The following is a 25213-nucleotide window of genomic DNA, read 5'->3' on the forward strand; positions in this document are numbered from 1 at the left end:
AGGAGTTCGACATGTCTGAAGTACGTCATTCGCGCGTCATCATTCTCGGTTCCGGCCCTGCCGGTTACAGCGCCGCGGTGTATGCCGCCCGTGCCAACCTCAAGCCGCTGCTGATCACCGGCATGCAGGCCGGCGGCCAGCTGACCACTACCACCGAAGTCGACAACTGGCCGGGCGACCCCCATGGCCTGACCGGCCCGGCGCTGATGCAACGCATGCAGGAGCACGCCGAGCGTTTCGAAACCGAAATCGTCTTCGACCACATCAACGCCGTCGACCTGGCCAACAAGCCCTTCACCCTGCAGGGTGACAGCGGCAAATACACCTGCGACGCGCTGATCATCGCCACTGGCGCCAGCGCCCGCTACCTGGGCCTGCCGTCGGAAGAATCCTTCATGGGCAAGGGTGTTTCGGCCTGCGCCACCTGCGACGGCTTCTTCTACCGCAACAAGCCGGTTGCCGTGGTGGGCGGCGGCAACACTGCCGTGGAAGAGGCACTGTACCTGGCCAACATCGCCAGCAAGGTGACCCTGGTACACCGTCGCGATACCTTCCGCGCCGAGAAGATCCTGGTCGACAAGCTGCACGCCCGTGTGGCCGAAGGCAAGATCGAGCTCAAGCTCAACGCCACCCTGGACGAAGTGCTGGGTGACAACATGGGCGTGACCGGTGCGCGCCTGAAGAACAACGACGGCAGCAGTGACGAAATCAAGGTCGACGGCGTGTTCATCGCCATTGGCCACACCCCGAACACCTCGCTGTTCGAAGGCCAGCTGACCCTCAAGGACGGCTACCTGGTGGTCAACGGCGGCCGTGAAGGCAATGCCACCGCCACCAACGTCGAGGGCGTGTTCGCCGCCGGTGACGTGGCTGACCACGTTTACCGCCAGGCCATTACCTCGGCCGGTGCGGGCTGCATGGCGGCGCTGGATGTCGAGCGTTACCTGGACGGGCTGGCCAACGCTTCGTTCTGATTCTGAATCGCCGGGGCTGCTGCGCAGCCCATCGCGACACAAGGCCGCTCCTACAGGGGTATGCGATCTCTGTAGGAGCGGCCTTGTGTCGCGAAAGGGGCGCAAAGCGCCCCCCCCAAAAAAAACCGGCTCAATGGCCGGTTTTTTCATGCCTGCAATCAGCTCACAGGCTCAACCGCATCGACAGGTCCACCGCCTTCACATCCTTGGTCATGGCACCAATCGAGATGTAGTCCACCCCAGTCTCGGCAATCACCCGCAAGGTCGTCTCGTTGACCCCGCCACTGGCTTCCAGCTTGGCCTTGCCCGCAGTAATGCGCACTGCTTCGCGCATCTCCTCCAGGTTCAGTTCGTCGAGCATGATGATGTCGGCACCTGCGGCCAGTGCCTGGCGCAGTTCGTCCAGGCTTTCCACTTCGATTTCCACCGGCTTGCCCGGCGCAATGCGGTGCGCCGCCGCCACGGCCGCGGCCACGCCACCGCTGGCGGCGATGTGGTTTTCCTTGATCAGGAAGGCGTCGTACAGGCCGATGCGGTGGTTGTCGCAACCGCCGCAAGTCACTGCATACTTTTGCGCCAGGCGCAGGCCCGGCAGGGTCTTGCGGGTGTCCAGCAGGCGCACCTGGGTGCCTTCCACCAGGTCGGCCAGGAAGCGCGCACGGGTGGCGACCCCCGACAGCATCTGCAGGAAGTTCAGTGCACTGCGCTCACCACTGAGCAGCGAACGCGCGGGGCCCTCCAGATGGAACAGCGGCTGGTTGGCCGTGGCGCGCTCGCCATCGGCCACCTGCCAGTGCACGGCCACGCGCGGGTCGAGTTGGCGGAACACGGCATCGACCCACGCGGTGCCTGCGATCACGCAGTCTTCGCGGGTGATGATGGTCGCCTTGGCCAGGCGCTCGGCCGGGATCAGCTGCGCTGTGATATCGCCACTGCCGATGTCCTCCAACAGCGCACGGCGCACGTTGGCTTCGATTTCAGCGGTCAGGTCGGCAAGGCGTAGGTTCGGCATGGTCGGCTCCACAAGCTAGATGCCGGCGATTATAGGGCAGGGGGCCGGTGTGTACAGTCGCCTTGGCGATGACCTTTGGTCGGCCGGTGTGAGCAAGCGGGGTTAAATCAGGGTCATTAGCCAGCCAGTGAAACGGCGCTGGCAGCTGTGCGGGTTTTTACCGATAATGGTGACCAGTATTTGGCGTCATGACTTTGACGATCTTCAGCCCCTTCGGGCGAGACACCCTGCAAGGAGTACAGGATGCAAAAAGAAGGCAAGGTGGTGCCCTTGGCGGCAGCCATCGATCGAGGCGGGCGTACGCCTCTGCCTTGCCTTCCGGTGTTGCTCCTGCAGGTGCGGGACAAGGCCGCCTTGCAGTTGCGTCAGGGCCTGCAGGACTTGTTCGACAACGCCGACGACACCCTCTTCGAGATGGCCGACAAGGCCTTCGACCGCAGTGACCAGAACCTGTACTTCGAGGCCATGCGCGACCTGCGCCTGAAGCGCAAGAGCATCGAGCGCGGTTTTCTCGACACGTTCTATGATGCCTTTGCCCGTATCGGCCAGGTCGACCTGCTGGCGCACCTGGTCGAGCCGGGCAACCTGCGCAGCAAGGCCCAGGTGGAGCGGGCCGCCGCGATCGAAGGCATGGTCGCGCGGGTGCTGTCACGCGACGGCATTGCCCTGCAGCAACTGGGCCTGCGCTTGCAGGTACTGCTCGACCGCCCCCTGCACGAGCAGCACAACCCGCTGGGGCCCGCAGCGCTGTGCGGCTACTTCCTCGACGCTGGCCGCAACCTGGGGGTTTGCCTGCGGGTCAAGCTGGTCCTGCTGAAACTGTTCGAGCGCTATGTGTTGCGCGATGCCGATGTGATCTATGGCGAAGCCAACCAGTTGCTGGCCGCTGCCGGTGTGTTGCCCGAGTTGCCAACGGCACCGCGCCGGCGCGCCGAAGACCGGCGCATGAACGCACGACGCGGGCCTGCGAACCTGGGGCACGAGGTGGGCGCGGACGCGGCAGGGCAGGCGTTCTTTGCCTCGTTGCAAACACTGCTGGCCCCGGCGCGCGGGCAGTTCGCGCCTCGTTTGCAGGCGGTGGCCGCCGCCCAGCCAATCAGCACCGCCGACCTGCTGCGCCTGCTTTCGCATTTGCAGCACTACGTGCCCGCTACCCACGAGGCCGATGATTTCGAGCTTGGCCAACAGCTTGAACAACTGCTGCTGCGGGTCAGCGTGCGCAGCGGCACACGCCGGCGCATCGATGTGGCCGACGAGGACATGATCAACCTGGTTGGGCTGCTGTTCGCCTTCATCCAGGCCGACGACAACCTGCCGGCCAGCCTGCGTGCGCTGATCGGGCGCCTGCATATTCCGCTGCTGAAGGTAGCCCTGCTGGACAAGGGGCTGTTCAGTCGGGCCAGCCACCCGGCCCGCCGCCTGCTCAACGAGATCGCTGGCGCGGCAATCGGTTGGGAATGCGGCAGCGACGGCATGCGCGACAGCCTGCACCTGCGGGTTGAGCGTATCGTCCAGCGCCTGCTCAATGATTTTGCCGAAGATGCCAGCCTGTTCGCCGAACTGCTCGAAGACTTCCTCGCTTTCAACCAGGACGAGCGGCGGCGCAACGAGCTGCTTGAACAACGTACCCGCGACGCCGAAGAAGGGCGTGCCCGAGCCCTGCAGGCCAGGCAGCAGGTGCAGCATGCACTCAACCAGCGGCTGCGCGGCCGGTTATTGCCGCAGGTGGTGGTACAGATGCTGGTGCAGGCCTGGAGCCAGGTACTGCTGCTGGCCTGGCTCAAGCAGGGCGAGGCATCCCAGGCCTGGCGAGACGCCTTGCAGACGATGGACACGCTGCTGGCCAGCATCACCCCGCCGCACGAGCCACATACCTTGCTGCAGCAGGTACCGGGCCTGCTCAAGGCACTTCGCGATGGCCTGTCCAGCGTGGCCCTGGATTCGGCAGCGACCCGCGAATTCTTCCTGCAACTGGAGCAGCTGCACCTGCGTGCTTGCGCAGGTACCGCGATGCAGTCCGGTGGTGAGGGCCAACCCCTGAGCGAGGTGCTGGTGGACGAGGACATCGTCCTGGCGATTGCTGAAGAACCCGCTTGTGCTCCGTTGCAGTTTGCCGACGGGCAGGCTGTGGCGCTGCGCCAGGTGCAGCGCCTGCGTATCGGTACCTGGGTCGAGGTGCTGGACGAGGACGAAGCGTTGCGTTGCAAACTGGTGGCGCGCATCGACAGCAGCGACCGGCTGGTGTTCGCCAACCGCACCGGCATGAAAGTGCGCGAATGGAATGGTGCCAGCCTGGCCCAGGCACTGCACCGAGGCGACGTGCGAGTGCTGGATGACGGGCTGTTGTTCGAGCGAGCGCTGGAGGCGGTGCTCGACAGGCTGCGGCGGTAGGAGCAACTGCCCTGCGCAAAACCTGCAAGCACGCCCAATTTCTGTGGGAGGTAACTCAGTCCTTCGTGCTGCGCTGTTGCATAGAGAGCCGAGTTGGCAGGCAGTTCGCTTACTCTGTGGGAGCGGGTTCACCCGCGAAGAATCCAACGCGGTGCTTGGCACCGGCTGCGCCGGTGTTCGCGGGTGAACCCGCTCCCACAGAGACCCTGTTGAATCAATAATTTATGTGCAGCTCTATGAGAGTGCCGCCGGGATTACATTCATTCACATGCAAACGCCGTTGGTCGCAGGGCATACTGTTGACCTGTTCACGGCGTTTTCAGGATCTGCCCCATGCAATTGGACCGTGCCACTGGCTGGTTCCACGGAATCGGAATCACCCACTGCCCCTCGCCGAACTTCAATACCCGCCCCGAAGGCGAATCGATTTCCCTGCTGGTGATCCACAACATCAGTCTGCCGCCTGCCTGCTTCGGCACCGGCAAGGTCCAGCAATTCTTCCAGAACCGCCTGGACCCCGACGAACACCCGTACTTCGCCAGCATCAACCACCTGACCGTGTCGGCGCACCTGTTCGTCGAGCGTGACGGTGCGGTGACCCAGTTCGTGTCGTTGCTCGACCGCGCCTGGCACGCCGGTGTGTCGTGCTTCGACGGGCGTGAAGGCTGTAACGATTTCTCCATCGGCATCGAACTGGAAGGCACCGACGATCTGCCTTATACCGATGCCCAGTACACGGTACTGGAGCAACTTACCCGGCACATCCGCGGTGCCTGGCCGGCCATCGACCTGGGCCGCATCCAGGGCCACAGCGACATTGCCCCGCAGCGCAAGACCGACCCCGGCCCGGCCTTCGACTGGCCGCGCTACCGACAGGCGCTGCAGCAAAACGAGGACAAGGCATGAGTTTTCTGGTGTTGTTGCTGGCGCTGTGGGTCGAGAAGTTCTCGGCCCTGCGCCATCAGGTGCAGCGCGATGGGTTCTTCCTTGGCGAACTGGTGCGCCTGGAGCGCAGCGGCAAGGTGCACCCGTGGTGGACGCTGGCCATCCTGGTACTGGCACCGGTAGCGCTGCTGGTGTTGCTGCTGCATGTGCTGGACCCGGTGGCGTATGGCTTGCTGGCATTGCCGGTGCACCTGCTGGTGCTGATCTACAGCCTGGGCCGCGGCGATGCCAAGGCATCGTTGGGGCCGTTCCGCGATGCCTGGCGGCGCGGTGATGACCAGGCCGCTTTGCATGTGGCCGAGCGCGACCTGGGGCTGGCGGCCGACGAACCGCACAGCCTTTTGGTGCGGGTGCAGGGCAACCTGCTGTGGCAGGTGTACCAGGGCTTTTTCGCGGTGATCTTCTGGTACTTCGTGCTGGGCCCGGGTGCCGCGCTGGCCTACCGCCTGCTGGCGCTGTGTGGCGAACACAGCAAGCAACCGACGTTGAAGGCTCGTGCCGAGCAGCTCAGGCATATCATGGACTGGCTGCCGGTACGGGTGCTGGCCTTGAGTTTTGCCCTGGTCGGCAACTTCCTCGCGGTCACCCGGGTGATGCTGCACGAGGTGCTCAACTGGCACATCAGCGCCGCACACCTGGTGGCCCGGGTCGGGCGCATTGCCGATGACATTCCCGAGGAAGAAGACAGCCAGCGCGGGCTGGGGCGGCTGGACAGCCTGTGGGAGCTGCTGCTGCGTTGTGCGGTGCTGTGGTATGCCGGTTTTGCGCTGTGGACGGTGCTTGTCTGAAGCCAGGCGCATTCTTTTGTGGGAGCGGCCTTGTGTCGCGAAAGGGCCGCAAAGCGGCCCCAGTGATTCGTGCGGTGGGGCTGAAAGTCCGGGGCTGCTACGCAGCCCTTTCGCGACACAAGGCCGCTCCCACAAAAATCGCGGTCACCTTGAACTTACCAGCCAAACAACTCGCAAGCATTGCGGGTGCTGGCTTCAGCCAGCTCCGCGACATCCACTCCCATCACCTGCGCCAGCGCCCCGGCAATTTCCGGCAGGTGCTCCGGGCTGTTCCTCACCCTGGGGAACATGACCGGCGCCATGTCCGGCGCATCGGTCTCCAGCACCACGCTGTCCAGCGGCAACCGCGCCAGGGTCTTGCGCAGCCGTAGGGCCTGCGGCCAGGTACCCGCACCGCCAAGCCCAAGCCGGAAGCCCAGCTTGATGTACTCACGGGCCTCTTCGTAACTGCCGGCAAACGCATGAATCACCCCCGCCCGCGCTGGCTTGTAGCGCTTGAGCGTGGCGATCACCTGCGCATGGCTGCGGCGCACATGCAGCAGGGCGGGCAGTTCGAAGTCGCAGGCCATCTGCAGTTGCGCTTCGAACAGCACCTGCTGGCGGGCCTTGTCCAGGTCTTCGAGGTAATAGTCCAGGCCAAACTCGCCCACGGCACATAGCCGTGGGTCGCCGTGCAGGCGCTCCAGCCACTCGCGCAGCTGCGCCAGGTGCTCCGGGCGATGCTGGTCAAGGTAGATCGGGTGCAGGCCGAGCGCGGCGAACAGGCGCTGGTCGGCACAGGCCAGGTCCCACACCCGCTGGAAATTCGCCTGGTACACCCCCAGCACCACCATCCGCTCAACCCCGCGCGACGCCGCGTTGGCCAGCAGGCGCGGGCGGTCGGCGTCGAAGTCGGGGAAGTCCAGGTGGGTGTGGGTGTCGATCAGGCGCATGTTCAGGCCGCTGTAATGCGTTGCTTGAACGTTCGACCGACAGCATGCACGCCAGGTTCGTAGCGTTTGTCCTCGATCGCGGCCAGTGCCAGTTCCAGGGCGGTGGCGGCAATCAGGCCATGCTGCTGGGCCATGGCATTGACTGGCAGCGGCAGGAAGTCGAGCAACTGGTTGTCGCCAAAGGTACCCAGCTGCAGCTGGCGCGAGTCGGCAGGGCGCGCCTGCAGGGTATCGAACACCCCTTGCAGCAGCACGTAGGAGGTAGTCACCAAGGCACCCGGCAGGCCGCCAAGGTCGTCGATCAACTGCTGCATCAGGCGCTGGCCGCACTCACGGCTGAACGCTTCGCCCTGATAGCGGCGAACTTCGCCGGCATAGCCTTGCAGGGCTTCGTCGAAGCCGCCGGCACGTGCCTGGCTGACCGACAGCTCGGGGCGTGCGCCGATCAGTGCGATGCTGCGCGGGGCGGCGCTCAGCAGGCTGGTGGCCAGTTGGCGGCTGGCGTCGCGGTCGTCGCTGATCACCGAGCAGAAGTGCGCAGGGTCCAGGCGGCGGTCGATGGCGATCACCGGCAGGCCTTTGTCCTGCAGTTCGCGGTAGCTGTCGTCCTCTGGCGGCAGGCAGCTGGCGACGAACAGTGCATCGCAACGGCGGGCGCGGAACAGCTGCTGCAACTGGCGCTCGCTGTCGGGCTGGTCGTCGCTGCTGGCGATCAGCAACTGGTAGCCACGGGCGCGGGCACCTTGTTCGAGCTGCTTGGCGATGCGGGCGTAGCTGGGGTTCTCCAGATCCGGGAGAATGAAGCCCAGGGTGCGGGTATGCCGGCTGCGCAGGCCAGCGGCCTGCGGGTTGGGGGTGAAGCCGTGGGCCTCGACCACCGCGCGTACCCGCTCGACAGTGCTGTTGCTGATGCGCTGCTGTTCGGCCTTGCCATTGATGACGTAGCTGGCAGTGGTCACGGACACACCGGCCAGACGGGCGATATCGCTGAGTTTCACCGAATTTTCCTTGTTATTACCGGGGCTGGCTGTGAGCCCTGACCGGGTAGTTTGACCCGGCGAGGGCGCCACGCGCAGACGACCATTGTCGCAATTGTCCGACAGGATGGGGCTTTTTCCTCGGCAGATTATCGAGTAACGTGGCCGTCTGGTCAGATTAATCGTTTCAGCTGCCGAATTTTCTGCCTCGGCTGCCATCCGTGCAAGGCTGTTGAACTGGCCGTTCAAGTGAATTTCACAACAATACTCCAGTACCCGACCGGGAACTGCAAAAGGAGAAGGTCATGCTCGAGCTCGCCAAGGAGCAGATAGCCATGGGCCAGAAGGCCGCCGACAAGGCCGAGGCATTGCGCCTGCTGGCCGACCGGCTGGTCGCTGATGGCCTGGTCGCCGAGGGATACCTGCAAGGGCTGCAGGCCCGAGAGGCACAAGGCTCCACCTTCCTTGGGCAGGGCATTGCCATCCCCCATGGCACGCCGCAGACCCGTGACCTGGTGTACGCCACCGGCGTGCGCCTGTTGCAGTTTCCCGAGGGCGTGGATTGGGGCGATGGCCAGATGGTCTACCTTGCCATCGGCATCGCCGCCCGTTCCGACGAGCACCTGCGCCTACTGCAACTGCTGACCCGCGCCCTGGGCGAGACCGACCTGGCTGAGGCATTGCGCCGCGCCGGTTCCGCCGAAGCGTTGCTGAAACTGTTGCAGGGCGCGCCGCAGGAACTAGCGCTGGATGCACAACTGGTCGGCCTGAACCTGGCGGCCGAGGACTTCGATGAACTGGCCTGGCGCGGCGCCCGCCTGTTGCAGCGCGCCGACTGCGTCGACAGCGGTTTTGCCGCCGTGCTGCAGCAGGCCGAGCCGCTGCCGTTGGGCGAGGGCCTGTGGTGGCTGCACAGCGAGCGCCAGGTGCGCCAGCCGGGCCTGGCCTTCATCACCCCCCAGCAGCCGCTGCGTTACCGCGACCAGCCGCTCAACGGCCTGTTCTGCCTGGCCAGCCTCGGTGCTGCCCACCAAGCCTTGCTCGAGCGCCTGTGCGAAGTGCTGATCGAAGGCCGCGGGCAGATGCTCTACCAGGCCACCAGCAGCCGCGCGGTACTGGAAGTGCTGGGCGGTGAAGCGCCGGCGGACTGGCCCAGCGCGCGGGTCGTGCTGGCCAACCCGCACGGTTTGCACGCCCGCCCGGCAAAGGTATTGGCGCAACTGGCCAAAGGTTTCGAGGGGGAAATCCGTGTACGCCTGGTCGACAGCGCACAGCCAGCGGTGTCGGTGAAGAGCCTGAGCAAGCTGCTCAGCCTCGGCGCCCGACGTGGCCAGGCGCTGGAGCTGGTGGCTGAGCCAGCCATCGCCGCCGATGCCTTGCCGGTGCTGCTGGCCGCCATCGAACAAGGCCTGGGCGAAGAGGTGGAGCCACTGCCACAGAGCGCGGCGACCATAGCCGGCGCAGCGGCCGAAGTGCTGCAAGCGCCCGCGGCCGGTAGCCGCATCCACGGCGTGGGTGCGGCGCCCGGCATTGCCAGTGGCCCGGCGCATGTGTGTGTCGAGCGTGAGTTCGACTACCCCCTGCGCGGCGAGTCCTGCGCCCTGGAGCGGCAGAAGCTGCGTGAAGCCGTGGCGACTGTCAATGGCGAGCTGCAGGCCTTGGTCCAGCGCAGCGACAAGGCCATTGGCGAAATCTTCGTCACCCATCAGGAAATGCTCGCCGACCCGGCCCTGGCCGATGATGTGGAGCAGCGCCTGGGCCAGGGCGAAAGCGCCGCGGCAGCCTGGATGGCAGTGATCGAGGCGGCGGCGCGCCAGCAGGAGTCGCTGCACGATGCCTTGCTCGCCGAACGCGCTGCCGACCTGCGTGACATCGGCCGCCGCGTGCTGGCGCAGTTGTGTGGCGTGCAGGCTCAGGCTGAACCCGAGCAACCCTACGTGCTGGTGATGACCGAAGTCGGCCCGTCCGATGTCGCCCGGCTGGACCCGAGCCGCGTCGCCGGTATCGTCACCGCCCAGGGTGGCGCCACCGCCCACAGCGCCATCGTCGCCCGTGCCCTGGGCATTCCGGCGGTAGTGGGCGCGGGGGCGTCGATACTGCTGTTGGACAGTGGCACGCCGTTGCTGCTCGATGGCCAGCGTGGCGTGGTCAGCGTGGCGCCGCCGGCGGATGAACTGCAACGGGCCCTGGCCGAGCGCGACCTGCGCGAGCAACGCTTGCAGGCCGCCTGGGCCAACCGCTTCGAGCCGGCGGTCACCCGTGATGGTCACGCTGTCGAGGTGTTTGCCAACATCGGCGAGAGCAACGGCATCGCCAAGGTAGTGGAGCAGGGCGCCGAAGGCGTGGGCCTGCTGCGCACCGAGCTGATTTTCATGGCCCACACCCAGGCCCCGGACGTAGCGACCCAGGAAGCCGAGTACCGCCGCGTGCTCGATGGCCTCGACGGGCGCCCGCTGGTGGTGCGCACCCTGGATGTCGGCGGTGACAAACCGCTGCCGTACTGGCCGATCGCTGCCGAGGAAAACCCGTTCCTCGGTGTGCGCGGCGTACGCCTGACCCTGCAGCGCCCGCAGGTGATGGAGGACCAGCTGCGCGCCTTGCTGCGCGCGGCCGACCAGCGCCCGCTGCGCATCATGTTCCCGATGGTCGGGCAGGTGCATGAATGGCGCGAGGCGCGCGCCATGGTCGAGCGCCTGCGTGCCGAGATCCCGGTAGCCGACCTGCAACTGGGTATCATGGTCGAGGTGCCCTCGGCAGCGCTGCTGGCACCACAGCTGGCGCGCGAAGTGGACTTCTTCAGCATCGGCACCAACGACCTGACCCAGTACACCCTGGCCATCGACCGTGGCCACCCCAGCCTCTCGGCCCAGGCCGACGGCCTGCACCCGGCGGTGCTCAGCCTGATCGACATGACCGTGCGCGCCGCCCATGCCCATGGCAAGTGGGTGGGCGTGTGCGGCGAGCTGGCGGCCGACCCGCAGGCGGTGGCCGTGCTGCTGGGCCTGGACGTGGACGAACTCAGCGTCGCCGCGCGCAGCATTGCCGAAGTCAAGGCCCTGGTCCGCCAGGCCGATCACCAGACGGCCCGCGCCCTGGCGCGCGAGGCCCTGCAACAGGACAGCGCCGCAGCGGTTCGCGCGCTGGTGGAGCGTTACTGAATGGCCAAGATCCTCACCCTCACCCTGAACCCGGCGCTGGATATCACCATCGGCCTGGATACCCTGCGCCCGGGGCAGGTCAACCGCAGCCAGGAGCAGCACAGCCACGCCGCGGGCAAGGGGCTGAACGTTGCCCAGGTACTGGCCGACCTGGGGCACAGCGTCACTGTTGGCGGCTTCCTCGGGCGTGACAACCTGCAGCCCTTCGAAGCGCTGATCGATTGGCGCGGCTTCGTCGATTGCTTTGTCCGCGTACCGGGCGAAACCCGCAGCAATATCAAGCTGGTCGAGGCTGATGGCCGTGTCACCGACATCAACGGCCAAGGCCCGGAAGTCGACGAAGCGGCACGCAGTGCATTGTTGCGCCGCCTGGCGCAGATTGCCCCGGGCCACGACGCGGTGGTGGTGGCTGGTAGCCTGCCGCGCGGGATCAGTGCCGACTGGTTCCGCCAGTTGCTCGAACAGCTCAAGGCGCAAGGCCTCAAGGTGGCCCTGGACAGCAGCGGCGAAGCCCTGCGTGCCGGCCTGCAGAGCTCGCCCTGGCTGGTCAAGCCCAATACCGAAGAGCTGGGCGAAGTGCTTGGCCTGGCTGTGGATAACCCGGCGCAGCAGCGCGCTGCTGCCGAGCGTCTGCTGGCCAGTGGCGTCGAACACGTGGTGGTGTCGGCGGGCGAGCAGGGCGTCAGCTGGTTTACCCATGACCATGCCGTACATGCTTGCCCGCCCAAGGTGCAGGTCGCCAGCACGGTGGGCGCAGGTGATTCGCTGGTGGCCGGCATGGTCCACGGCCTGCTGCAGGGCGAAGCCCCGGCGCAGACCTTGACCCGTGCCACCGCGATCGCAGCACAGGCTGTTACCCAGGTTGGTTTCGGCATCCGTGACCGCGAGCAACTGGCGCGTCTGGAAGCCGCCGTGCAACTGACAGAACAACAAGAGGGTTGCCGATGAACATTGCCATTGTCACTGCCTGCCCCAACGGCCAGGTGTCGAGCGTGCTGAGCGCGCGCTTGCTGTCCGCCGCTGCCCAGCGGCGGGGCTGGAGCACCAGCGTCGAAGTGCAGGATGCCGGCCACCCCGAGCGGCAACTGAGCGCCGCGCAGATAGCCGAGGCCGACTGGGTGCTGGTGGTCAGCACCGGCCCGGTGGACCTGGCGCGTTTCGTCGGCAAGCGCGTGTACCAGAGCGCGCCGTCCCAGGCTTTGGCCGACCGCGAAGGCTTCCTCGATGAGGCGGCGGCCAACGCCCGGCTGCTGGCCGCGGTGCCAGGCCTTGCGGCCGAAGCTGGCAGCGCAGGCGCACGCATCGTCGCCGTCACGGCTTGCCCGACTGGCGTCGCGCATACATTCATGGCCGCAGAAGCCTTGCAGCAGGCCGCGCAGCAACTGGGCTACCAGCTCACCGTCGAGACCCAGGGTTCGGTCGGTGCGCGCAACCCCTTGTCCGCGGAAGCCATCGCCGCAGCCGATGTAGTGCTGCTGGCCGCCGACATCGAAGTGCCCACCGCGCGTTTCGCCGGCAAGCGCATCTACCGTTGTGGCACCGGTATCGCCCTCAAGCAGGCCCGTGCCACCCTGGACAAGGCCTTGGCCGAAGCCAAGGTGGAAAACAGCAGCGATGCTGCAGCGGCGAGCACGTCAGCGAAGGGCGAGAAGACCGGGGTATACAAGCACCTGCTCACCGGCGTGTCGTTCATGCTACCGATGGTGGTGGCTGGCGGCCTGCTGATTGCCCTGTCGTTCGTGTTCGGTATCGAGGCCTATAAAGAATCGGGCACCTTGCCGGCGGCGTTGATGCAGATCGGCGGCGAGGCTGCGTTCAAGCTGATGGTGCCGCTGCTGGCGGGATATATCGCCTGGTCCATCGCTGACCGCCCGGGGCTGGCGCCCGGCATGATCGGCGGCCTGCTGGCCAGCACCCTGGGCGCCGGTTTCATCGGTGGTATCGTCGCCGGCTTCCTCGCCGGCTACAGCGCCAAGGCCATTGCCCGCTGGGCGCGCCTGCCCAGCAGCCTGGAGGCACTCAAGCCGATCCTGATCATTCCGCTGCTGGCCAGCCTGTTCACCGGCCTGGTGATGATCTACGTGGTCGGCCAGCCGGTGGCGGCGATGCTGGAAGGGCTCACGCATTTTCTCGACAGCATGGGTACCACCAATGCCATCCTCTTGGGCCTGTTGTTGGGCGGCATGATGTGCGTCGACCTGGGCGGGCCGATCAACAAGGCCGCCTATGCCTTCTCGGTGGGGCTGTTGGCCTCGTCGAGCTATGCGCCGATGGCGGCGACCATGGCCGCCGGCATGGTGCCGCCGATTGGCCTGGGTATCGCCACCTTCCTGGCCCGACGCAAGTTTGCCCAGAGCGAGCGTGAAGCGGGCAAGGCGGCCCTGGCGCTGGGGCTGTGCTTCATCTCCGAAGGGGCGATCCCGTTTGCCGCCAAGGACCCGCTGCGGGTGATCCCGGCCAGCGTGGCCGGCGGGGCATTGACCGGGGCATTGTCGATGTACTTCGGCTGCAAGCTGATGGCGCCGCATGGCGGCCTGTTCGTGCTGCTGATCCCCAATGCGATCAACCATGCGCTGCTGTACTTGTTGGCGATCGTGGCGGGTAGCCTGCTGACGGCGGTGGTGTATGCGGTGATCAAGAAGAGCGAGCGGGTGGAGTTGGCGGTAGCGCCGGTGAAGGGTTAGAGATTTCAGCGGGCCTTACTGGCCTCTTCGCGGGTGAACCCGCTCCCACAGGTACTGCACAGGCATCAGGTCCGGCGCGGTCTCTGTGGGAGCGGGTTCACCCGCGAAGAGGCCAGAACAGGTCAACGCCCGTGCTTTTGCCGCAACGGCACAAGCAGCTCACCCAGCCCGTTGTGATCGATCTCGTGCATCAGCGCCAGCAACCCACCCAATTCCCCCGCCGGGAAACCCTTGCGCGCAAACCAGGCCAGATAATCCCCCGGCAGGTCGGCAATGATTCGCCCCTGATACTTGCCAAACGGCATGGTGCGGGTGACCAGCAGTTCGAGGGTTTCCGGCTTCATCATCGGCGCACCTGGCTGTTGAAAAGCGCCGACCATACTGCAATCTGCACGAAGGCCCAAGCGGCAATCATGCAGAACGCCGTTTTCAGGTTCTGCTCTGATATTTGTATCTATTTGATTTATAAAGATTTTGTCGAGATTAAAGGCTTGGCACGAACGCTGCTCCATTACAGATGACTATCACCTGCCAAGGAGTTTGTGCCATGAGCAATCCCAACAAAGATGTGATCGACGTGCTGAACGACCTGATCGAGTACAGCAAGGATGGCGAGAAAGGCTTCAAGGCCTCGGCCGATGATGTGAAGAACCCCGAACTGAAAGCGTTCTTCGTTCAACGTGCCGGTGAGTGTGCCAATGCGGCCGGCGAACTGCAGAGCGAGGTGCGTCGCCTGGGTGGCGACCCGGAAACCTCCACCAGCATCAGCGGTGACCTGCATCGGGGTTGGGTCAACCTCAAGGCGATGGTCACCGGCAAGGATGAGGAAGCGGTGCTGAACGAGGTGGAGCGGGGTGAGGACCATGCCCTCAAGGCCTACAAGGAAGCCCGCGAGAAACTGGTGAAGCTGGGCCGCACCGCTAGCGACCAGACCTACACCCTGGTGGAAAAACAGCTGCAAGGTGTACAGCGCAACCATGACCAGGTCAGGGCCCTGCGCAACGCCGCCCGCGCCCGCGCCTAGCCGGCAGGCCCCTCTACCCGGTTGCGGCCTTTGGCCTTGGCCCGGTAGAGCGCTTCGTCCGCAGCACCCAGCACCCTCGCCAGATCGTGCTGGGTGCCTGACAGGCCGATGCCGATGCTCACCGTGACCGAGTGGGCATCATCGGCAAACGGCGCCAGCGCCTCGACACTGGCGCGGATGCGCTCGGCCAGCAGCTGCGCACCGGCCAGGTCGGTTTCCGGCAGCACCACCTGAAATTCCTCCCCACCGTAACGCGCTGCCAGATCGGCCGGGCGGCGGATGCATTCCTCGATGGTCCGGGCCACTTCACGCAAGGCATGGTCGCCACCGGCATGGCCGTGGCGCTGGTTGAACGCCTTGAAATGGTCCACATCCACCATCAGCACGGCCAACGGCTTGCGGTTACGCTGGGCGCGGGCCCACTCCTGGCGCAGTACCTGGTCCAGGCGGCGGCGGTTGGCCAGACCGGTCAGGCTGTCGGTGGCAGCCAGGGTCGCCAGGCCCTGTTCCGCCTCTTGGCGGCGGCGCAGTTCGCGGCCCAGCAGCAGGGTCAGCGAGAGAATGCCGACACAGAGTACCCCGGTGGCCACGCTGACCAGGATCGCAGTGCGGCGCCAGGACTCGAACACATCTTCGGCCGAATGCACCACCAGTACGATCAGCGGCAGCTGCGCGACCCGGGCGAAGGTGTACATGCGCGGTTTGCCGTTGCGGCTGGAGCGGGCAGTGAAGCTGCCGCTCTGCTCGCTGAGAATGCGTTTGAAATTGGGCCGCTCGGCATAGTTGCTGCCGATCCGCGGGTCTTGCGTGCGGCTGGGCTGGCGAGCCAGCAGTTGGCCGTCGGTGTTGAGCAGGTTGATGCTGCTGTCATCGCCAATGTCCAGGCGCTGGAACAGCTCACTGAAGTACGACAGGCGCAGTGCACCCGCTGCCAGGCCGGTGAATTCGCCATTGGCGTCGGAGATACGCCGGCTGAAACTGATGCACCAGTCCAGGTCGCCCAGCTTGGCCTTGAATGGCGGGCCCACCAGCAGGCCGAGGTTGGGGTTGTGCAGGTGCGCCTGGAATACCCCGGTGTCGCCGAAGTTGGCCTTGCGTGGCACGCTGCTGGTGGAGTCGCCCACCACATTGCCTTGCTTGTCCAGCCACAGCACGTCACCGCGCTTGCGGTCGACGAAGGCTTCATTGAATAGCAGGCGTTGGCGCACCGGGCCGGGGATTTCCGGCAGCTCCTTGCGCCCGACCGCCCAGATCAGGCCCTGCAGCGATTGGTCGTAGAGTTCGACGTTGCGCAGGATGTCGCTTTCGATCAGCTGGACGATATTGTTGGACGAGCGAATTGCCGACAGCTCGACATTGTCGCGCTCGCGCGCCAGCAGGTAGCTGACGATGGCCACGATGGCGAGCACGGCAAGGCAACTGCCCAGATTGAGGATCAGCTCGGGGTGCGACCTGTAGTGTGCGAAACGCGGTAATCGGGTGGTCATGCTCGCTACTGCGTGGGCAGGGCCATTCGCGGCGGCGACATTCTAGGGAAGCGGGGATTGTCGGACAAGATTTGTCCGACGGAATCACGGTATACCTTATTCTGGATTTACCACAAGCCCCTGTGGGAGCGGGTTCACCCGCGAAGAAACCAACTCGGTGTCTGGCACCGGCTTCGCCGGTGTTCGCGGGTGAACCCGCTCCCACAGGGGTTATGTGTACTTCCTTTTAAACCAGGATCAGAACACGTTCAACGGGTAATCCACGATCACCCGCAGTTCATCGTTGTCGCTGTTGCTGTCGATCGACGCATAACCCTGGCTGCCACGGTGGGTGGCATAGCGCACCAGCACCGACAGGTCCTTCAGGTCACCCTCCTGGAACACATACTTCACGTCCAGGTCGCGCTCCCAGTGCATGGCGTTCTTGCCATCGGCACGGTAGTAGTCGTAGTGGGTGGGGTCCTGGACGGCCTTGGTCAGGTCGGCTTCACCGCGCGAGTACGACAACACCGTGGTCAGGCCAGGGATGCCCACACCAGCGAAGTCATAGTTGTACTGCAGCTTCCACGAGCGCTCGTTCGGTGCGTTGAAGTCCGAGTACATGCGCGAGTTGTCCAGGTAGATGCTGTCGCCCAGGTTGATGTAGTCGAACGGCGTGTTGCCATTGACCCGCTGGTAGGCGGCGGTGACGCTGTGGAACCCGGCGTTGACGGTGAAATGCACGCTATAGGTGTTGTTGTCGATCTTGCCCAGCAGGGCCTGGCCGGTGTCCTGGGTGTGATAGAAGTGCACGCCCGGGTTCAGGCTGACCAGGTCGTTGACCACATAGGTGTAGTCGAAATCGGCGTAGTACTGGTTCCAGATGTCCTTCAGCTCGGCCGCATACAGGTTGGCGGTGATGTTCGGGGTACCGCTCCACGACGCGCCGGCCCAGTTCAGGTGCTTGCTCTTGTCATGCTCGCCCAGCGAACCGTAGTAGGTGTCGATGCGGCGGTGGCCGCTCTGGTTGTACGGCTTGGTGAAGCTCACCTGGCCGCCTTCGAGCAGCAGGCCGTCGATGCTGGTGTTGGTCAGGCTCACACCACGGAAGGTCTGCGGCAGCATGCGGGTTTCGCCGCCGGCGATCACCGGGTTGGTGAGGAACAGGTCACCGGCTTTCAGCTCGGTGTCGAACGCCTTGAGCTTGACTGCGGCACCGGCGGTGGAGAACGAGTGCGGGGCAGCACCCAGTTCGTCTTCGTTCTTTTGGTGGGTCGGCAGGATGCTGGTGCCAGCATGGCCGCCGCCACCGTCGAGTTTCAGGCCCAGCATGGCGTGGGCGTCCAGGCCAAAGCCGACCACACCTGGGGTGTAGCCCGACTCGAAGCGTGCAACCGCGCCCTGGCCCCACTCGCGGGTGTCGCGCACGCCGGCGTTGTGGTTGTCGCGGTTGAAGTAGGCATTACGGAAATGCAGGTTGAAGGACGAGCCTTCGATGAAGCCATCAGCCTTGTCTTCATCTGCCTGGGCGGCGAAAGGGATCGTTGCAGTCAACGCAATGAACAACGGGGTAAAACGAAACGCGGAAGGCACCGGTACTAGCTCCTTGGGTCTGGCGGTGGGGCAGTTTTTATTTTCGAATGTGCGTCTTTTTTATAGGTGGACGTTACAGCTTGGCTGATAGTTGAAGCACATAAAAAAAGCCGCTGATCGGCAGCGGCTTTAAAAGGCTAACATATCGGCACCGGTGGTGCCCATGGCGTAGCCAAGGGAAAACGGGAGCAGCGACAGCGCTTGATCAGCTGTCGGCGTTGGCATCGACAGAAACCTTGGAAGCTGTCTGGGTTGCGTCTTTGGCGGCGTCTGCCTGCTGTGCGGCTACGGCTTCGCGGGCCTCTTGGTGGACCGCGGCGAACTCAGCATTACGGGTGACGAAAGCATTGGATTCTTCGGCCATGGCCAGGGGCGACAACAACAGGGAAGACAGGACGAAGACGCTGGCAATACCCATACTGTTGGACATTTGAAACTACCTTCTTGCGGTGCAAGTGCTAATGAGGACGGGGGTAAAGTTAGTCCTTTCAATGCACTTGAAACAGAGCGAAGTGCGATAAGCACTGTTGCGCAAAAGGTAATTATCGCAGGAAAAGCAATTGGACTTTCGCCGCAAACCTGCATGCTAGAGGGCCTACGCGGTCTTTACTTTTGTGGGAGCGGCCTTGTGTCGCGAAAGGGGCGCGAAGCGGCCCCAGGTTCTGAGCCATGGCAGCATTTGTCGGGGCTGCTGCGCAGCCCTTTCGCGACACAAGGCCGCTCCCACATCGACCGCGACCTCCTGTCAGGCATGGGCCGGCAGCCTGATCCCAAAGGTATTGGCCCCAGCGGCACTACGCACGAACACCTCCCCACCATGCATCAGCGCAATCGCCTTGACGATCGCCAACCCCAACCCATGGTTACCGCCACCACTGTTGCTACGTGCCGCATCCACCCGGTAGAAGCGTTCGAACAGCAACGGCAGGTGCTCATCGTCGATCGCCGGCCCCGGGTTGCTCACGGCGATGCTGACCTGCTGCGGCCCGGCATCGATCTGCACCTTGATCACCTGGTGCGGTGCGGTGTGCTGCACGGCGTTGTTCAGCAGGTTGATCAGCGCCCGGCGCAGCTGGGCCTTTTCAATGGGCGCCTGGGCATCGCCGCTCACGCTCACGCTGACCTGCGCGTCTTCGAGAATGTAGTCCAGGTAATCGAGGGTGGTCGCCACTTCCTCGGCCAGCGAGGCCTGGGTCAGGGCAGTGGCCTTGCTGCCCTGGTCGGCACTGGCCAGGAACAGCATGTCGTTGATGATGCTGCGCAGGCGCTCCAGTTCCTCAAGGTTCGATTGCAGCACTTCGAAGTAATGCTCGGCGCTGCGCCCGCGGGTCAGCGCCACCTGGGTCTGGCCGATCAGGTTGGTCAGCGGCGAGCGCAGTTCGTGGGCGACGTCGGCATTGAACGCCTCCAGCCGCGAGTAGGCCTGGCTTACCCGGTCGAGCGCGGCGTTGAAGGCGCCGGCGAACTGCGCCAGCTCCGGGGCCAGGGCGTGGGTCTGCAGGCGCCCGTCCAGGCGCGGAGGGGCCAGGGCCTGGGCCTCAACGGACAATGCCAGCAGCGGGCGCAGGCCGATACGCGCCACCCAGTAGCCCAGTAGCGAGGCCAGCAGCACGCCGAGCACCGCCAGCCCGACAATCGCCACCAGCAGGCTGTGCTGCGCCTGCCAGAATGTTTCGGTGTCGATGCCGATCAGAAAGCGCAGCGGCGGCCGCTCGCCCAGGGCCGGCAGTTCGCTGACCAGCACCTTGTAAGGGTAGGGCCGGTCGGGCAGGCGCAGGTCGCGCATGCCCTGCGCGCCTTCGGCGAAGGCGCGGACCAGTTCGCTGGGGTGGCCGTATTCGTAGGCCGGGTTGCTGCTGACCACCCAGAAGCGAATGCGCTTGTCCTCTTCACTGAGCAGGTTGAGCTTGTTGTTGATCTTGACCCAGTGCTCCGGTGTGCCGAAGCGGTTGAGGGTGGACTCGAGCACGCTGAAACGCGCATCCAGCTCGGCCTGCGGCAGCAGGTCGAGGCTGCGGTCGACCTGGCGGTACAGCGCCGAACCGATCAGCAGGAACACGCCCAGCGCCACCAGGATGAACAGCGCCGAGAGGCGCAGTGCGATGGAATTACCCCGCACGGTTTTCCAGGACATAGCCCATGCCTCGGATGGTGTGCAGCAACTTGTTGTCGAAAGGCCCGTCGAGCTTGGCGCGCAGGCGCTTGATCGCCACTTCGACGACGTTGGCATCGCTGTCGAAATTGATGTCCCAGACCAGCTCGGCAATCGCCGTCTTCGACAGGATTTCACCTTGTCGGCGGGCCAGCACGCTGAGCAGCGAGAACTCCTTGGCCGTCAGCTCCAGGCGTTGGCCGGCGCGCGTGGCCTTGCGCGCCATCAGGTCGATCCACAGGTCACCCACCTGCACCTGCAGCGGTTCATGGTTGCTGCTACGGCGGGTCAGGGCTTGCAGGCGGGCGACCAGTTCGAGGAAGGAAAACGGCTTGCCCAGATAGTCGTCGGCACCCTCGCGCAGGCCATGGATACGGTCTTCGACCCGTTCACGGGCGGTCAGCATGATGACCGGTGTCTGCTTGCGAGCGCGCAGGGCGCGCAGCACGCCATACCCGTCCAGGCCAGGCAGCATCACGTCCAGCACGATCACCGCGTAGTCGCCTTCCAGGGCCAGGTGCAGGCCATCGATGCCATCCCGCGCCAGGTCGACGGTAAACCCCTGCTCGCTGAGGCCGCGATGCAGGTAGTCGGCGGTTTTTTCTTCGTCTTCGATGATCAGCACACGCATGGTCTTGTCCTAACTGGCACTGGGCGCCGCCGCACGGGCGGCCTGGCGGCGGTGGAACAGGCGCTCCAGGGCCAAGTATATGACCGGGGTGGTGAACAGCGTCAGCGCCTGGCTCACCAGCAGGCCGCCAACCACGGCGATGCCCAGTGGCTGGCGCAGTTCGGAACCGGTGCCGAAGCCGAACATCAGCGGCACCGCGCCGAGCAAGGCGGCCAGGGTGGTCATGATGATCGGCCGGAAGCGCGTCAGGCAGGCCTGATGGATCGCCTGCTCCGGGGTCAGGCCCTGGCGGCGTTGGGCTTCGAGGGCGAAGTCGATCAGCAGGATGCCGTTTTTCTTGACGATACCGATCAGCAGCACCACACCGATCAACCCCATGATGCTGAAGTCCTGGCCCATGGCCCACAGCAGGATCAGTGCGCCGAGGCCGGCCGAGGGCAGGGTGGAGATGATCGTCAGCGGGTGGACGAAGCTTTCGTACAGCACGCCGAGGATGATGTACACCGCCACCAGCGCAGCCAGGATCAGCCACGGCTGGCTCGACAGCGAACTCTGGAAGGCCTGGGCCGCGCCCTGGAAGTTGCCGCTGATGGAGTCGGGCATGCCCAGTTCGCGCTGGGTGCGCTCGAGGATGGTCACCGCATCGCCCAGGGCCACGCCCGGGGCCAGGTTGAACGACAGGTTGGCTGCCGGGAACAGGCCATCGTGGCTGATCGACAGCGGCCCGGTGCTGGGCGGCGCCACATGGGCCACTGCCGACAGCGGCACCATCTCGTTGGTCAGCGGCGAGCGCAGGTAGAAGTAGTTGAGGCTTTCGGCCTTGCCGCGCTGGCGGGCATCCAGTTCGAGGATCACCTTGTACTGGTTGGTCTCGGTCTGGAATTCACTGATCTGCCGCTGGCCGAAGGCGTCGTACAACGCCTGGTCGACGTCGGTGGTGGTCAGGCCGAAACGTGCCGCGGCCTGGCGGTCGATATCGATGCGGGTGACGCTGGCGCCCAGTTGCAGGTCGTTGGACAGGTCGCGGAACGCCGGGTTTTCCCGCAGGCGCTCGGTCAGGCGCTGGGTCCACAGGTTCAGCGCCATGCCGTCGTTGCTCTTGAGCACGTACTGGTACTGGGTGCGCGACGGGCCGGAGCTCAGGTTGATGTCCTGGCCGGCACGCATGTACAGGACGATGCCTGGTACCTGGGCCAGTTTGGGCCGCAGCCGGTCGATCAGTTCGCTGGCCGATACATCGCGTTCGCCACGCGGCTTGAGGGCGATCCAGAAACGGCCGTTGGCGATGGTCTGGTTGCTGCCGGTGACGCCCACCGAGTGGGAGAACGCGCGCACCGCCGGGTCGGCCTCGATGATTTTGGCCAGCGCCTGGTGCTTCTCGATCATCGACGGGTACGACACATCCGCCGCCGCCTCGCTGGTGCCGAGGATGAAGCCGGTGTCCTGCAGCGGGAAAAAGCCCTTTGGGATACCCACGTAACCGGCCACCGCCAGGGCCAGGGTCAGGCCGAACATGCCGAGGGTCAGGCGCTGGTGGGCGAGGGCGCGGTCCAGGCCCTTTTCGTACCACCTGACCAGCCGCTCGCCGAAGCCGCCCTTGTGCTCTCCGGGCGGGCGGCGCATGAACAGTGCGCACAGGGTTGGCGCCAGGGTCAGCGAAACCATCACCGAAATCAGGATGGTGGCGGTGGCGGTAAGGGCGAACTCCTTGAACAGCCGGCCGACCACGCCGCCCATGAACAGCAGCGGGATGAACGCGGCGATCAGCGAGAAACTGATCGACACCACGGTGAAGCCGATTTCCCCGGCGCCCTTGAGCGCCGCCGTGCGGCTGTCGTCGCCGGCCTCCAGGTGGCGGTGGATGTTCTCCACCACGACGATGGCATCGTCGACCACGAAGCCCACCGAGATGACGATGGCCACCAGGGTCAGGTTGTTCAGGCTGAAGCCGAAGATGTACATCAGCGCGCAACTGGCGATCAGCGATACGCCGAGCACGCTGGACACCACCATGGTCGCCGACCACTGGCGCAGGAACAGCGCCATCACCCCGATCACCAGGGCCACGGCGATCATCAGGGTCAGCTCCACTTCATGCAGCGAGGCACGGATGGTCTGGGTGCGGTCCTGCAGCACCGACACTTCGACCGAGGCTGGCAGCATCTCCTGCAGCTTGGGCAGGGCAGCCAGTACCCGGTCCACGGTATCGACGATGTTGGCGCCAGGCTGGCGGAAAATCACCAGGTTCAGCCCGGGCTGGTCGCCGGACCAGGCTTTGACATAGGCGTTCTCGGCGCCATTGATCACCTTGGCCACGTCCTTCAGGTGCACCGGTGCACCGTCACGGTAGGAGACGATCAGCTGGGCGTAGTCGTCGGGGTGGAACAACTGGTCGTTGGCGGCGATGGTCGACACGCTGTGTTCGCCGTACAGCGCGCCCTTCGCCAGGTTCAGGCTGGTCTGCTGGATGGCCTGGCGCAGGTCGGCCAGGGTCAGGCCGATGGCGGCCAGTTTCTCGGGTTGCGCCTGCACACGGATCGCCGGGCGCAGTTGCCCGGTGATGTTGATCAGGCCGACCCCGTCGATCTGGCTCAGCTGGCGCGCGAGCAGGGTTTCGGCGTAGTCGCTGAGGTCGTTGCCAGGCATCTGGCTGGAGCTGACCGTCAGCACCAGCACCGGGCTGTCGGCCGGGTTGACCTTGCGCCAGGTCGGCGGGTTGGGCAGGTCTTGCGGCAAGCGCGCGGTGGCGGTGTTGATGGCCGCCTGCACTTCCTGGGCGGCGGTGTCGATGTTCTTGTCGAGCGTGAACTGCAGGATCAGGTTGGTCGAGCCCAGTGCGCTGCTGCTGGTCATCTGGGTCATGCCGGGGATGGCGCTGAACTGCACTTCCAGCGGCGTGGCCACTGACGAGGCCATGGTTTCCGGGCTGGCGCCGGGCAGCTGGGCGGTGACCTGGATGGTCGGGAAGTCGGCTTCCGGCAGTGGTGCCACCGGCAGGCGCGGGAAGGCGATGGCCCCCAGCAGCACCAGGGCGAAGGTCAGCAGCAGGGTGGCGATGGGGTGGTCGATGCACCAGGCCGAAACACCGTTGTGCGTGTTCATGGCTGGCTCCGGCGGTCGGCCATTTCCGACGGCGCGGGGGCGTCGGGGGCCACCTCGACCCGCGAACCGGGCTTGAGCCGCGACTGGCCATCGAGCACCAGGCGCTCGCCCGGCTTGACCCCGGCAATGATGTTCAGCCCGCTGTCCTGGTACAGCACCTTGACCGGCACACTGCTGACCTTGTCACCGTCCAGGCGGTAGACAAAGTGCCCGTCGACGCCGCGCTGTACCACAGGCGGCGGGACCACCAGGGCGTTTTCTTCCACGGCGGTGCGTAGGCGGATGGTGACCAGCTGGCCCGGCCACAGGCGGCCGTCCTTGTTGTCGAACTCGGCTTTTACCCGCACGGTACCGGTGGTGGCGGAGATCTGGTTGTCGATCAGTGCCAGGTGGCCTTCACCGAGCAGGCTGCGTTCGCCGTCGGCATCCATGTAGGCCTGCACCAGTGCCGGGGTGGGCGCCTTCAGCAGGCTTTGCAGGGTTGGCAGCATTTGCTGCGGCAGGGCGAATTCGACGGCGATCGGGTCGATCTGGGTGACGCTGAACAGGCTGCGGGTATCGCTGGTGCGTACCAGGTTACCGGGGTCGACGTTGCGAATACCCACCCGGCCGGTCACCGGCGAGCGGATCTGCGTGTACGACAGCTGCACCTCGGCATTGGCGATGGCCGCCTGGTTGCCCTTGACCGTGGCTTGCAGGCGGTTGACCAGGGCCTGCTGCTGGTCGAGGGTCTGCTTCGAAACGCCGTTGTCGGTACTCAGCAGGCGGTAGCGCTGCAGGTCGACGTTGGCTACCTGGATCTGTGCCTGGCTCTGGCCAAGTTCGGCACGGGCCTGGTCGAGGTTGGCGCGGATGGCGCGGTCGTCGAGGGTGGCCAGCAGGTCGCCTTCCTTCACCCACTGGCCTTCCTTGACCAGCACCTGGGTCAGTACCCCCTCCACTTGCGGGCGCACCTCGACGCTGTGCAGCGACAGCACCGAGCCGATGGCGCTGGCGTAGCGCGGCACGTTCTGCTGGACGACACTGACCACGCGCACCGGGATGGCGGCTTGCGCGCGGGTGGCAGGTGCTGGCTGGCGCTGGCCGAACCAGATACCCGCTACCGCCAGGACCAGGAGTGCCAGGGCGGCGAGGATGACAGGGCGGGACGGACGTCGCATCGGTGCGGGCACCTTGGCCAGAGGGGAGGGGAGTGGTTGTCTGTATTCAAGCTTATAGCCCCCGAACCGGGTCGGCAGCGTGACCGCTGGCTGACAGCGCTGTCAGTTTTGCGCCCTTTGGTCATGCGCGGATTTCTTTTGTGGGAGCGGCCTTGCGTCGCGAAAGGGCTGCAGAGCAGCCCCAGCAATATCAGCACCATGGCCAAAATCCCGGGGCTGCGTCG

General features: G+C 65.2%; 19 protein-coding genes. 8 read left to right on the top strand and 11 right to left on the bottom strand.

What is annotated here, in order from left to right:
- The first annotated feature begins 11 nt into the window (after positions 1–11).
- The gene (gene trxB / locus RYH74_RS03435) at positions 12–974 is read left to right on the top strand and encodes a thioredoxin-disulfide reductase (protein WP_317408963.1); all 963 of its coding nucleotides are present in this window, start codon (positions 12–14) and stop codon (positions 972–974) included.
- Between the two features lie 163 nt (positions 975–1137).
- Here the strand turns inward: trxB and nadC are convergent, their stop codons facing one another.
- On the bottom strand, positions 1138–1986 hold the full coding sequence (gene nadC, locus RYH74_RS03440) for a carboxylating nicotinate-nucleotide diphosphorylase (RefSeq protein WP_046616049.1): 849 nt from the start codon (positions 1984–1986) through the stop codon (positions 1138–1140).
- A gap of 243 nt (positions 1987–2229) precedes the next feature.
- On the opposite strand from nadC, the gene RYH74_RS03445 reads away from it, so the two are divergent.
- The 3 genes from RYH74_RS03445 to ampE all read left to right on the top strand — a co-directional run bounded on the left by RYH74_RS03445 (position 2230) and on the right by ampE (position 6110).
- Positions 2230–4377 carry a DUF1631 domain-containing protein gene (locus tag RYH74_RS03445; RefSeq protein WP_075043795.1) on the top strand — a complete coding sequence of 716 codons (2148 nt, stop codon included), beginning with the start codon at positions 2230–2232 and terminating at the stop codon, positions 4375–4377.
- A gap of 333 nt (positions 4378–4710) precedes the next feature.
- Positions 4711–5283 carry a 1,6-anhydro-N-acetylmuramyl-L-alanine amidase AmpD gene (gene ampD / locus RYH74_RS03450; RefSeq protein ID WP_025337723.1) on the top strand — a complete coding sequence of 191 codons (573 nt, stop codon included), beginning with the start codon at positions 4711–4713 and terminating at the stop codon, positions 5281–5283.
- Entirely contained in the window at positions 5280–6110 is an 831-nt protein-coding gene (ampE, locus tag RYH74_RS03455; RefSeq protein WP_025337724.1) for a regulatory signaling modulator protein AmpE, read from the top strand. Before ampD ends, ampE begins: the two co-directional genes overlap by 4 nt.
- 155 nt (positions 6111–6265) lie before the next feature.
- Here ampE and RYH74_RS03460 read toward each other — a convergent pair whose 3' ends face one another.
- Positions 6266–7042 carry a TatD family hydrolase gene (locus RYH74_RS03460; protein ID WP_286101062.1) on the bottom strand — a complete coding sequence of 259 codons (777 nt, stop codon included), beginning with the start codon at positions 7040–7042 and terminating at the stop codon, positions 6266–6268.
- A gap of 2 nt (positions 7043–7044) precedes the next feature.
- Positions 7045–8040, bottom strand: a complete 996-nt coding sequence (gene cra / locus RYH74_RS03465; RefSeq protein WP_317408964.1) for a catabolite repressor/activator — start codon at positions 8038–8040, stop codon at positions 7045–7047.
- 284 nt (positions 8041–8324) lie between these two features.
- Here cra and ptsP point away from each other — a divergent pair, with 284 nt between their 5' ends.
- From ptsP to RYH74_RS03480, 3 genes are read left to right on the top strand one after another with little or no spacing between them, the layout of a single operon-like run.
- Positions 8325–11177 carry a phosphoenolpyruvate--protein phosphotransferase gene (ptsP, locus tag RYH74_RS03470; RefSeq protein ID WP_317408965.1) on the top strand — a complete coding sequence of 951 codons (2853 nt, stop codon included), beginning with the start codon at positions 8325–8327 and terminating at the stop codon, positions 11175–11177.
- On the top strand, positions 11178–12125 hold the full coding sequence (gene pfkB, locus RYH74_RS03475) for a 1-phosphofructokinase (protein ID WP_025337728.1): 948 nt from the start codon (positions 11178–11180) through the stop codon (positions 12123–12125).
- The gene (locus tag RYH74_RS03480; protein WP_317408966.1) at positions 12122–13861 is read left to right on the top strand and encodes a PTS fructose-like transporter subunit IIB; all 1740 of its coding nucleotides are present in this window, start codon (positions 12122–12124) and stop codon (positions 13859–13861) included. The genes pfkB and RYH74_RS03480 overlap by 4 nt, the downstream gene beginning before the upstream one ends.
- A gap of 122 nt (positions 13862–13983) precedes the next feature.
- On the opposite strand, the gene RYH74_RS03485 is transcribed toward RYH74_RS03480, so the two are convergent.
- On the bottom strand, positions 13984–14205 hold the full coding sequence (locus RYH74_RS03485; protein WP_075046881.1) for a DUF3820 family protein: 222 nt from the start codon (positions 14203–14205) through the stop codon (positions 13984–13986).
- Positions 14206–14408: 203 nt separating this feature from the next.
- Here RYH74_RS03485 and RYH74_RS03490 point away from each other — a divergent pair, with 203 nt between their 5' ends.
- The gene (locus RYH74_RS03490) at positions 14409–14885 is read left to right on the top strand and encodes a ferritin-like domain-containing protein (protein ID WP_025337730.1); all 477 of its coding nucleotides are present in this window, start codon (positions 14409–14411) and stop codon (positions 14883–14885) included.
- Here the strand turns inward: RYH74_RS03490 and RYH74_RS03495 are convergent.
- From RYH74_RS03495 to RYH74_RS03525, 7 genes are all read right to left on the bottom strand, one after another.
- Positions 14882–16372, bottom strand: a complete 1491-nt coding sequence (locus RYH74_RS03495) for a GGDEF domain-containing protein (RefSeq protein WP_286101065.1) — start codon at positions 16370–16372, stop codon at positions 14882–14884. The genes RYH74_RS03490 and RYH74_RS03495 overlap by 4 nt on opposite strands.
- A gap of 237 nt (positions 16373–16609) precedes the next feature.
- Positions 16610–17944 (bottom strand): OprD family porin, encoded by a 1335-nt coding sequence (locus tag RYH74_RS03500; RefSeq protein ID WP_075043801.1) that lies wholly within the window; start codon positions 17942–17944, stop codon positions 16610–16612.
- 205 nt (positions 17945–18149) lie between these two features.
- Complete coding sequence (locus RYH74_RS03505) at positions 18150–18374, bottom strand: hypothetical protein (protein WP_075043802.1); 225 nt, start codon at positions 18372–18374, stop codon at positions 18150–18152.
- 315 nt (positions 18375–18689) lie between these two features.
- A complete protein-coding gene (locus tag RYH74_RS03510; protein WP_075043803.1) occupies positions 18690–20078 on the bottom strand; it encodes a heavy metal sensor histidine kinase in 1389 nt (462 codons plus the stop codon).
- The gene (locus tag RYH74_RS03515; RefSeq protein WP_025337735.1) at positions 20053–20727 is read right to left on the bottom strand and encodes a heavy metal response regulator transcription factor; all 675 of its coding nucleotides are present in this window, start codon (positions 20725–20727) and stop codon (positions 20053–20055) included. The genes RYH74_RS03510 and RYH74_RS03515 overlap by 26 nt, the downstream gene beginning before the upstream one ends.
- A gap of 9 nt (positions 20728–20736) precedes the next feature.
- The gene (locus RYH74_RS03520) at positions 20737–23829 is read right to left on the bottom strand and encodes a multidrug efflux RND transporter permease subunit (RefSeq protein WP_317408967.1); all 3093 of its coding nucleotides are present in this window, start codon (positions 23827–23829) and stop codon (positions 20737–20739) included.
- The gene (locus tag RYH74_RS03525; RefSeq protein WP_317408968.1) at positions 23826–24989 is read right to left on the bottom strand and encodes an efflux RND transporter periplasmic adaptor subunit; all 1164 of its coding nucleotides are present in this window, start codon (positions 24987–24989) and stop codon (positions 23826–23828) included. Before RYH74_RS03525 ends, RYH74_RS03520 begins: the two co-directional genes overlap by 4 nt.
- Positions 24990–25213 lie beyond the last annotated feature (224 nt).

It is taken from the genome of Pseudomonas sp. LSJ-87, from assembly GCF_032971465.1.
Classification (GTDB): Bacteria; Pseudomonadota; Gammaproteobacteria; order Pseudomonadales; family Pseudomonadaceae; genus Aquipseudomonas; species Aquipseudomonas putida_Z.

What these genes read in the sequence shown, in the direction of transcription:
- trxB (WP_317408963.1), top strand. Translation starts at nt 12, where the DNA reads ATGTCTGAAGTACGTCATTCGCGCGTCATCATTCTCGGTTCCGGCCCT.
- nadC (WP_046616049.1), bottom strand. Translation starts at nt 1,986, where the DNA reads ATGCCGAACCTACGCCTTGCCGACCTGACCGCTGAAATCGAAGCCAAC.
- RYH74_RS03445 (WP_075043795.1), top strand. Translation starts at nt 2,230, where the DNA reads ATGCAAAAAGAAGGCAAGGTGGTGCCCTTGGCGGCAGCCATCGATCGA.
- ampD (WP_025337723.1), top strand. Translation starts at nt 4,711, where the DNA reads ATGCAATTGGACCGTGCCACTGGCTGGTTCCACGGAATCGGAATCACC.
- ampE (WP_025337724.1), top strand. Translation starts at nt 5,280, where the DNA reads ATGAGTTTTCTGGTGTTGTTGCTGGCGCTGTGGGTCGAGAAGTTCTCG.
- RYH74_RS03460 (WP_286101062.1), bottom strand. Translation starts at nt 7,042, where the DNA reads ATGCGCCTGATCGACACCCACACCCACCTGGACTTCCCCGACTTCGAC.
- ptsP (WP_317408965.1), top strand. Translation starts at nt 8,325, where the DNA reads ATGCTCGAGCTCGCCAAGGAGCAGATAGCCATGGGCCAGAAGGCCGCC.
- pfkB (WP_025337728.1), top strand. Translation starts at nt 11,178, where the DNA reads ATGGCCAAGATCCTCACCCTCACCCTGAACCCGGCGCTGGATATCACC.
- RYH74_RS03480 (WP_317408966.1), top strand. Translation starts at nt 12,122, where the DNA reads ATGAACATTGCCATTGTCACTGCCTGCCCCAACGGCCAGGTGTCGAGC.
- RYH74_RS03485 (WP_075046881.1), bottom strand. Translation starts at nt 14,205, where the DNA reads ATGAAGCCGGAAACCCTCGAACTGCTGGTCACCCGCACCATGCCGTTT.
- RYH74_RS03490 (WP_025337730.1), top strand. Translation starts at nt 14,409, where the DNA reads ATGAGCAATCCCAACAAAGATGTGATCGACGTGCTGAACGACCTGATC.
- RYH74_RS03495 (WP_286101065.1), bottom strand. Translation starts at nt 16,372, where the DNA reads ATGACCACCCGATTACCGCGTTTCGCACACTACAGGTCGCACCCCGAG.
- RYH74_RS03505 (WP_075043802.1), bottom strand. Translation starts at nt 18,374, where the DNA reads ATGTCCAACAGTATGGGTATTGCCAGCGTCTTCGTCCTGTCTTCCCTG.
- RYH74_RS03510 (WP_075043803.1), bottom strand. Translation starts at nt 20,078, where the DNA reads ATGTCCTGGAAAACCGTGCGGGGTAATTCCATCGCACTGCGCCTCTCG.
- RYH74_RS03515 (WP_025337735.1), bottom strand. Translation starts at nt 20,727, where the DNA reads ATGCGTGTGCTGATCATCGAAGACGAAGAAAAAACCGCCGACTACCTG.
- RYH74_RS03520 (WP_317408967.1), bottom strand. Translation starts at nt 23,829, where the DNA reads ATGAACACGCACAACGGTGTTTCGGCCTGGTGCATCGACCACCCCATC.
- RYH74_RS03525 (WP_317408968.1), bottom strand. Translation starts at nt 24,989, where the DNA reads ATGCGACGTCCGTCCCGCCCTGTCATCCTCGCCGCCCTGGCACTCCTG.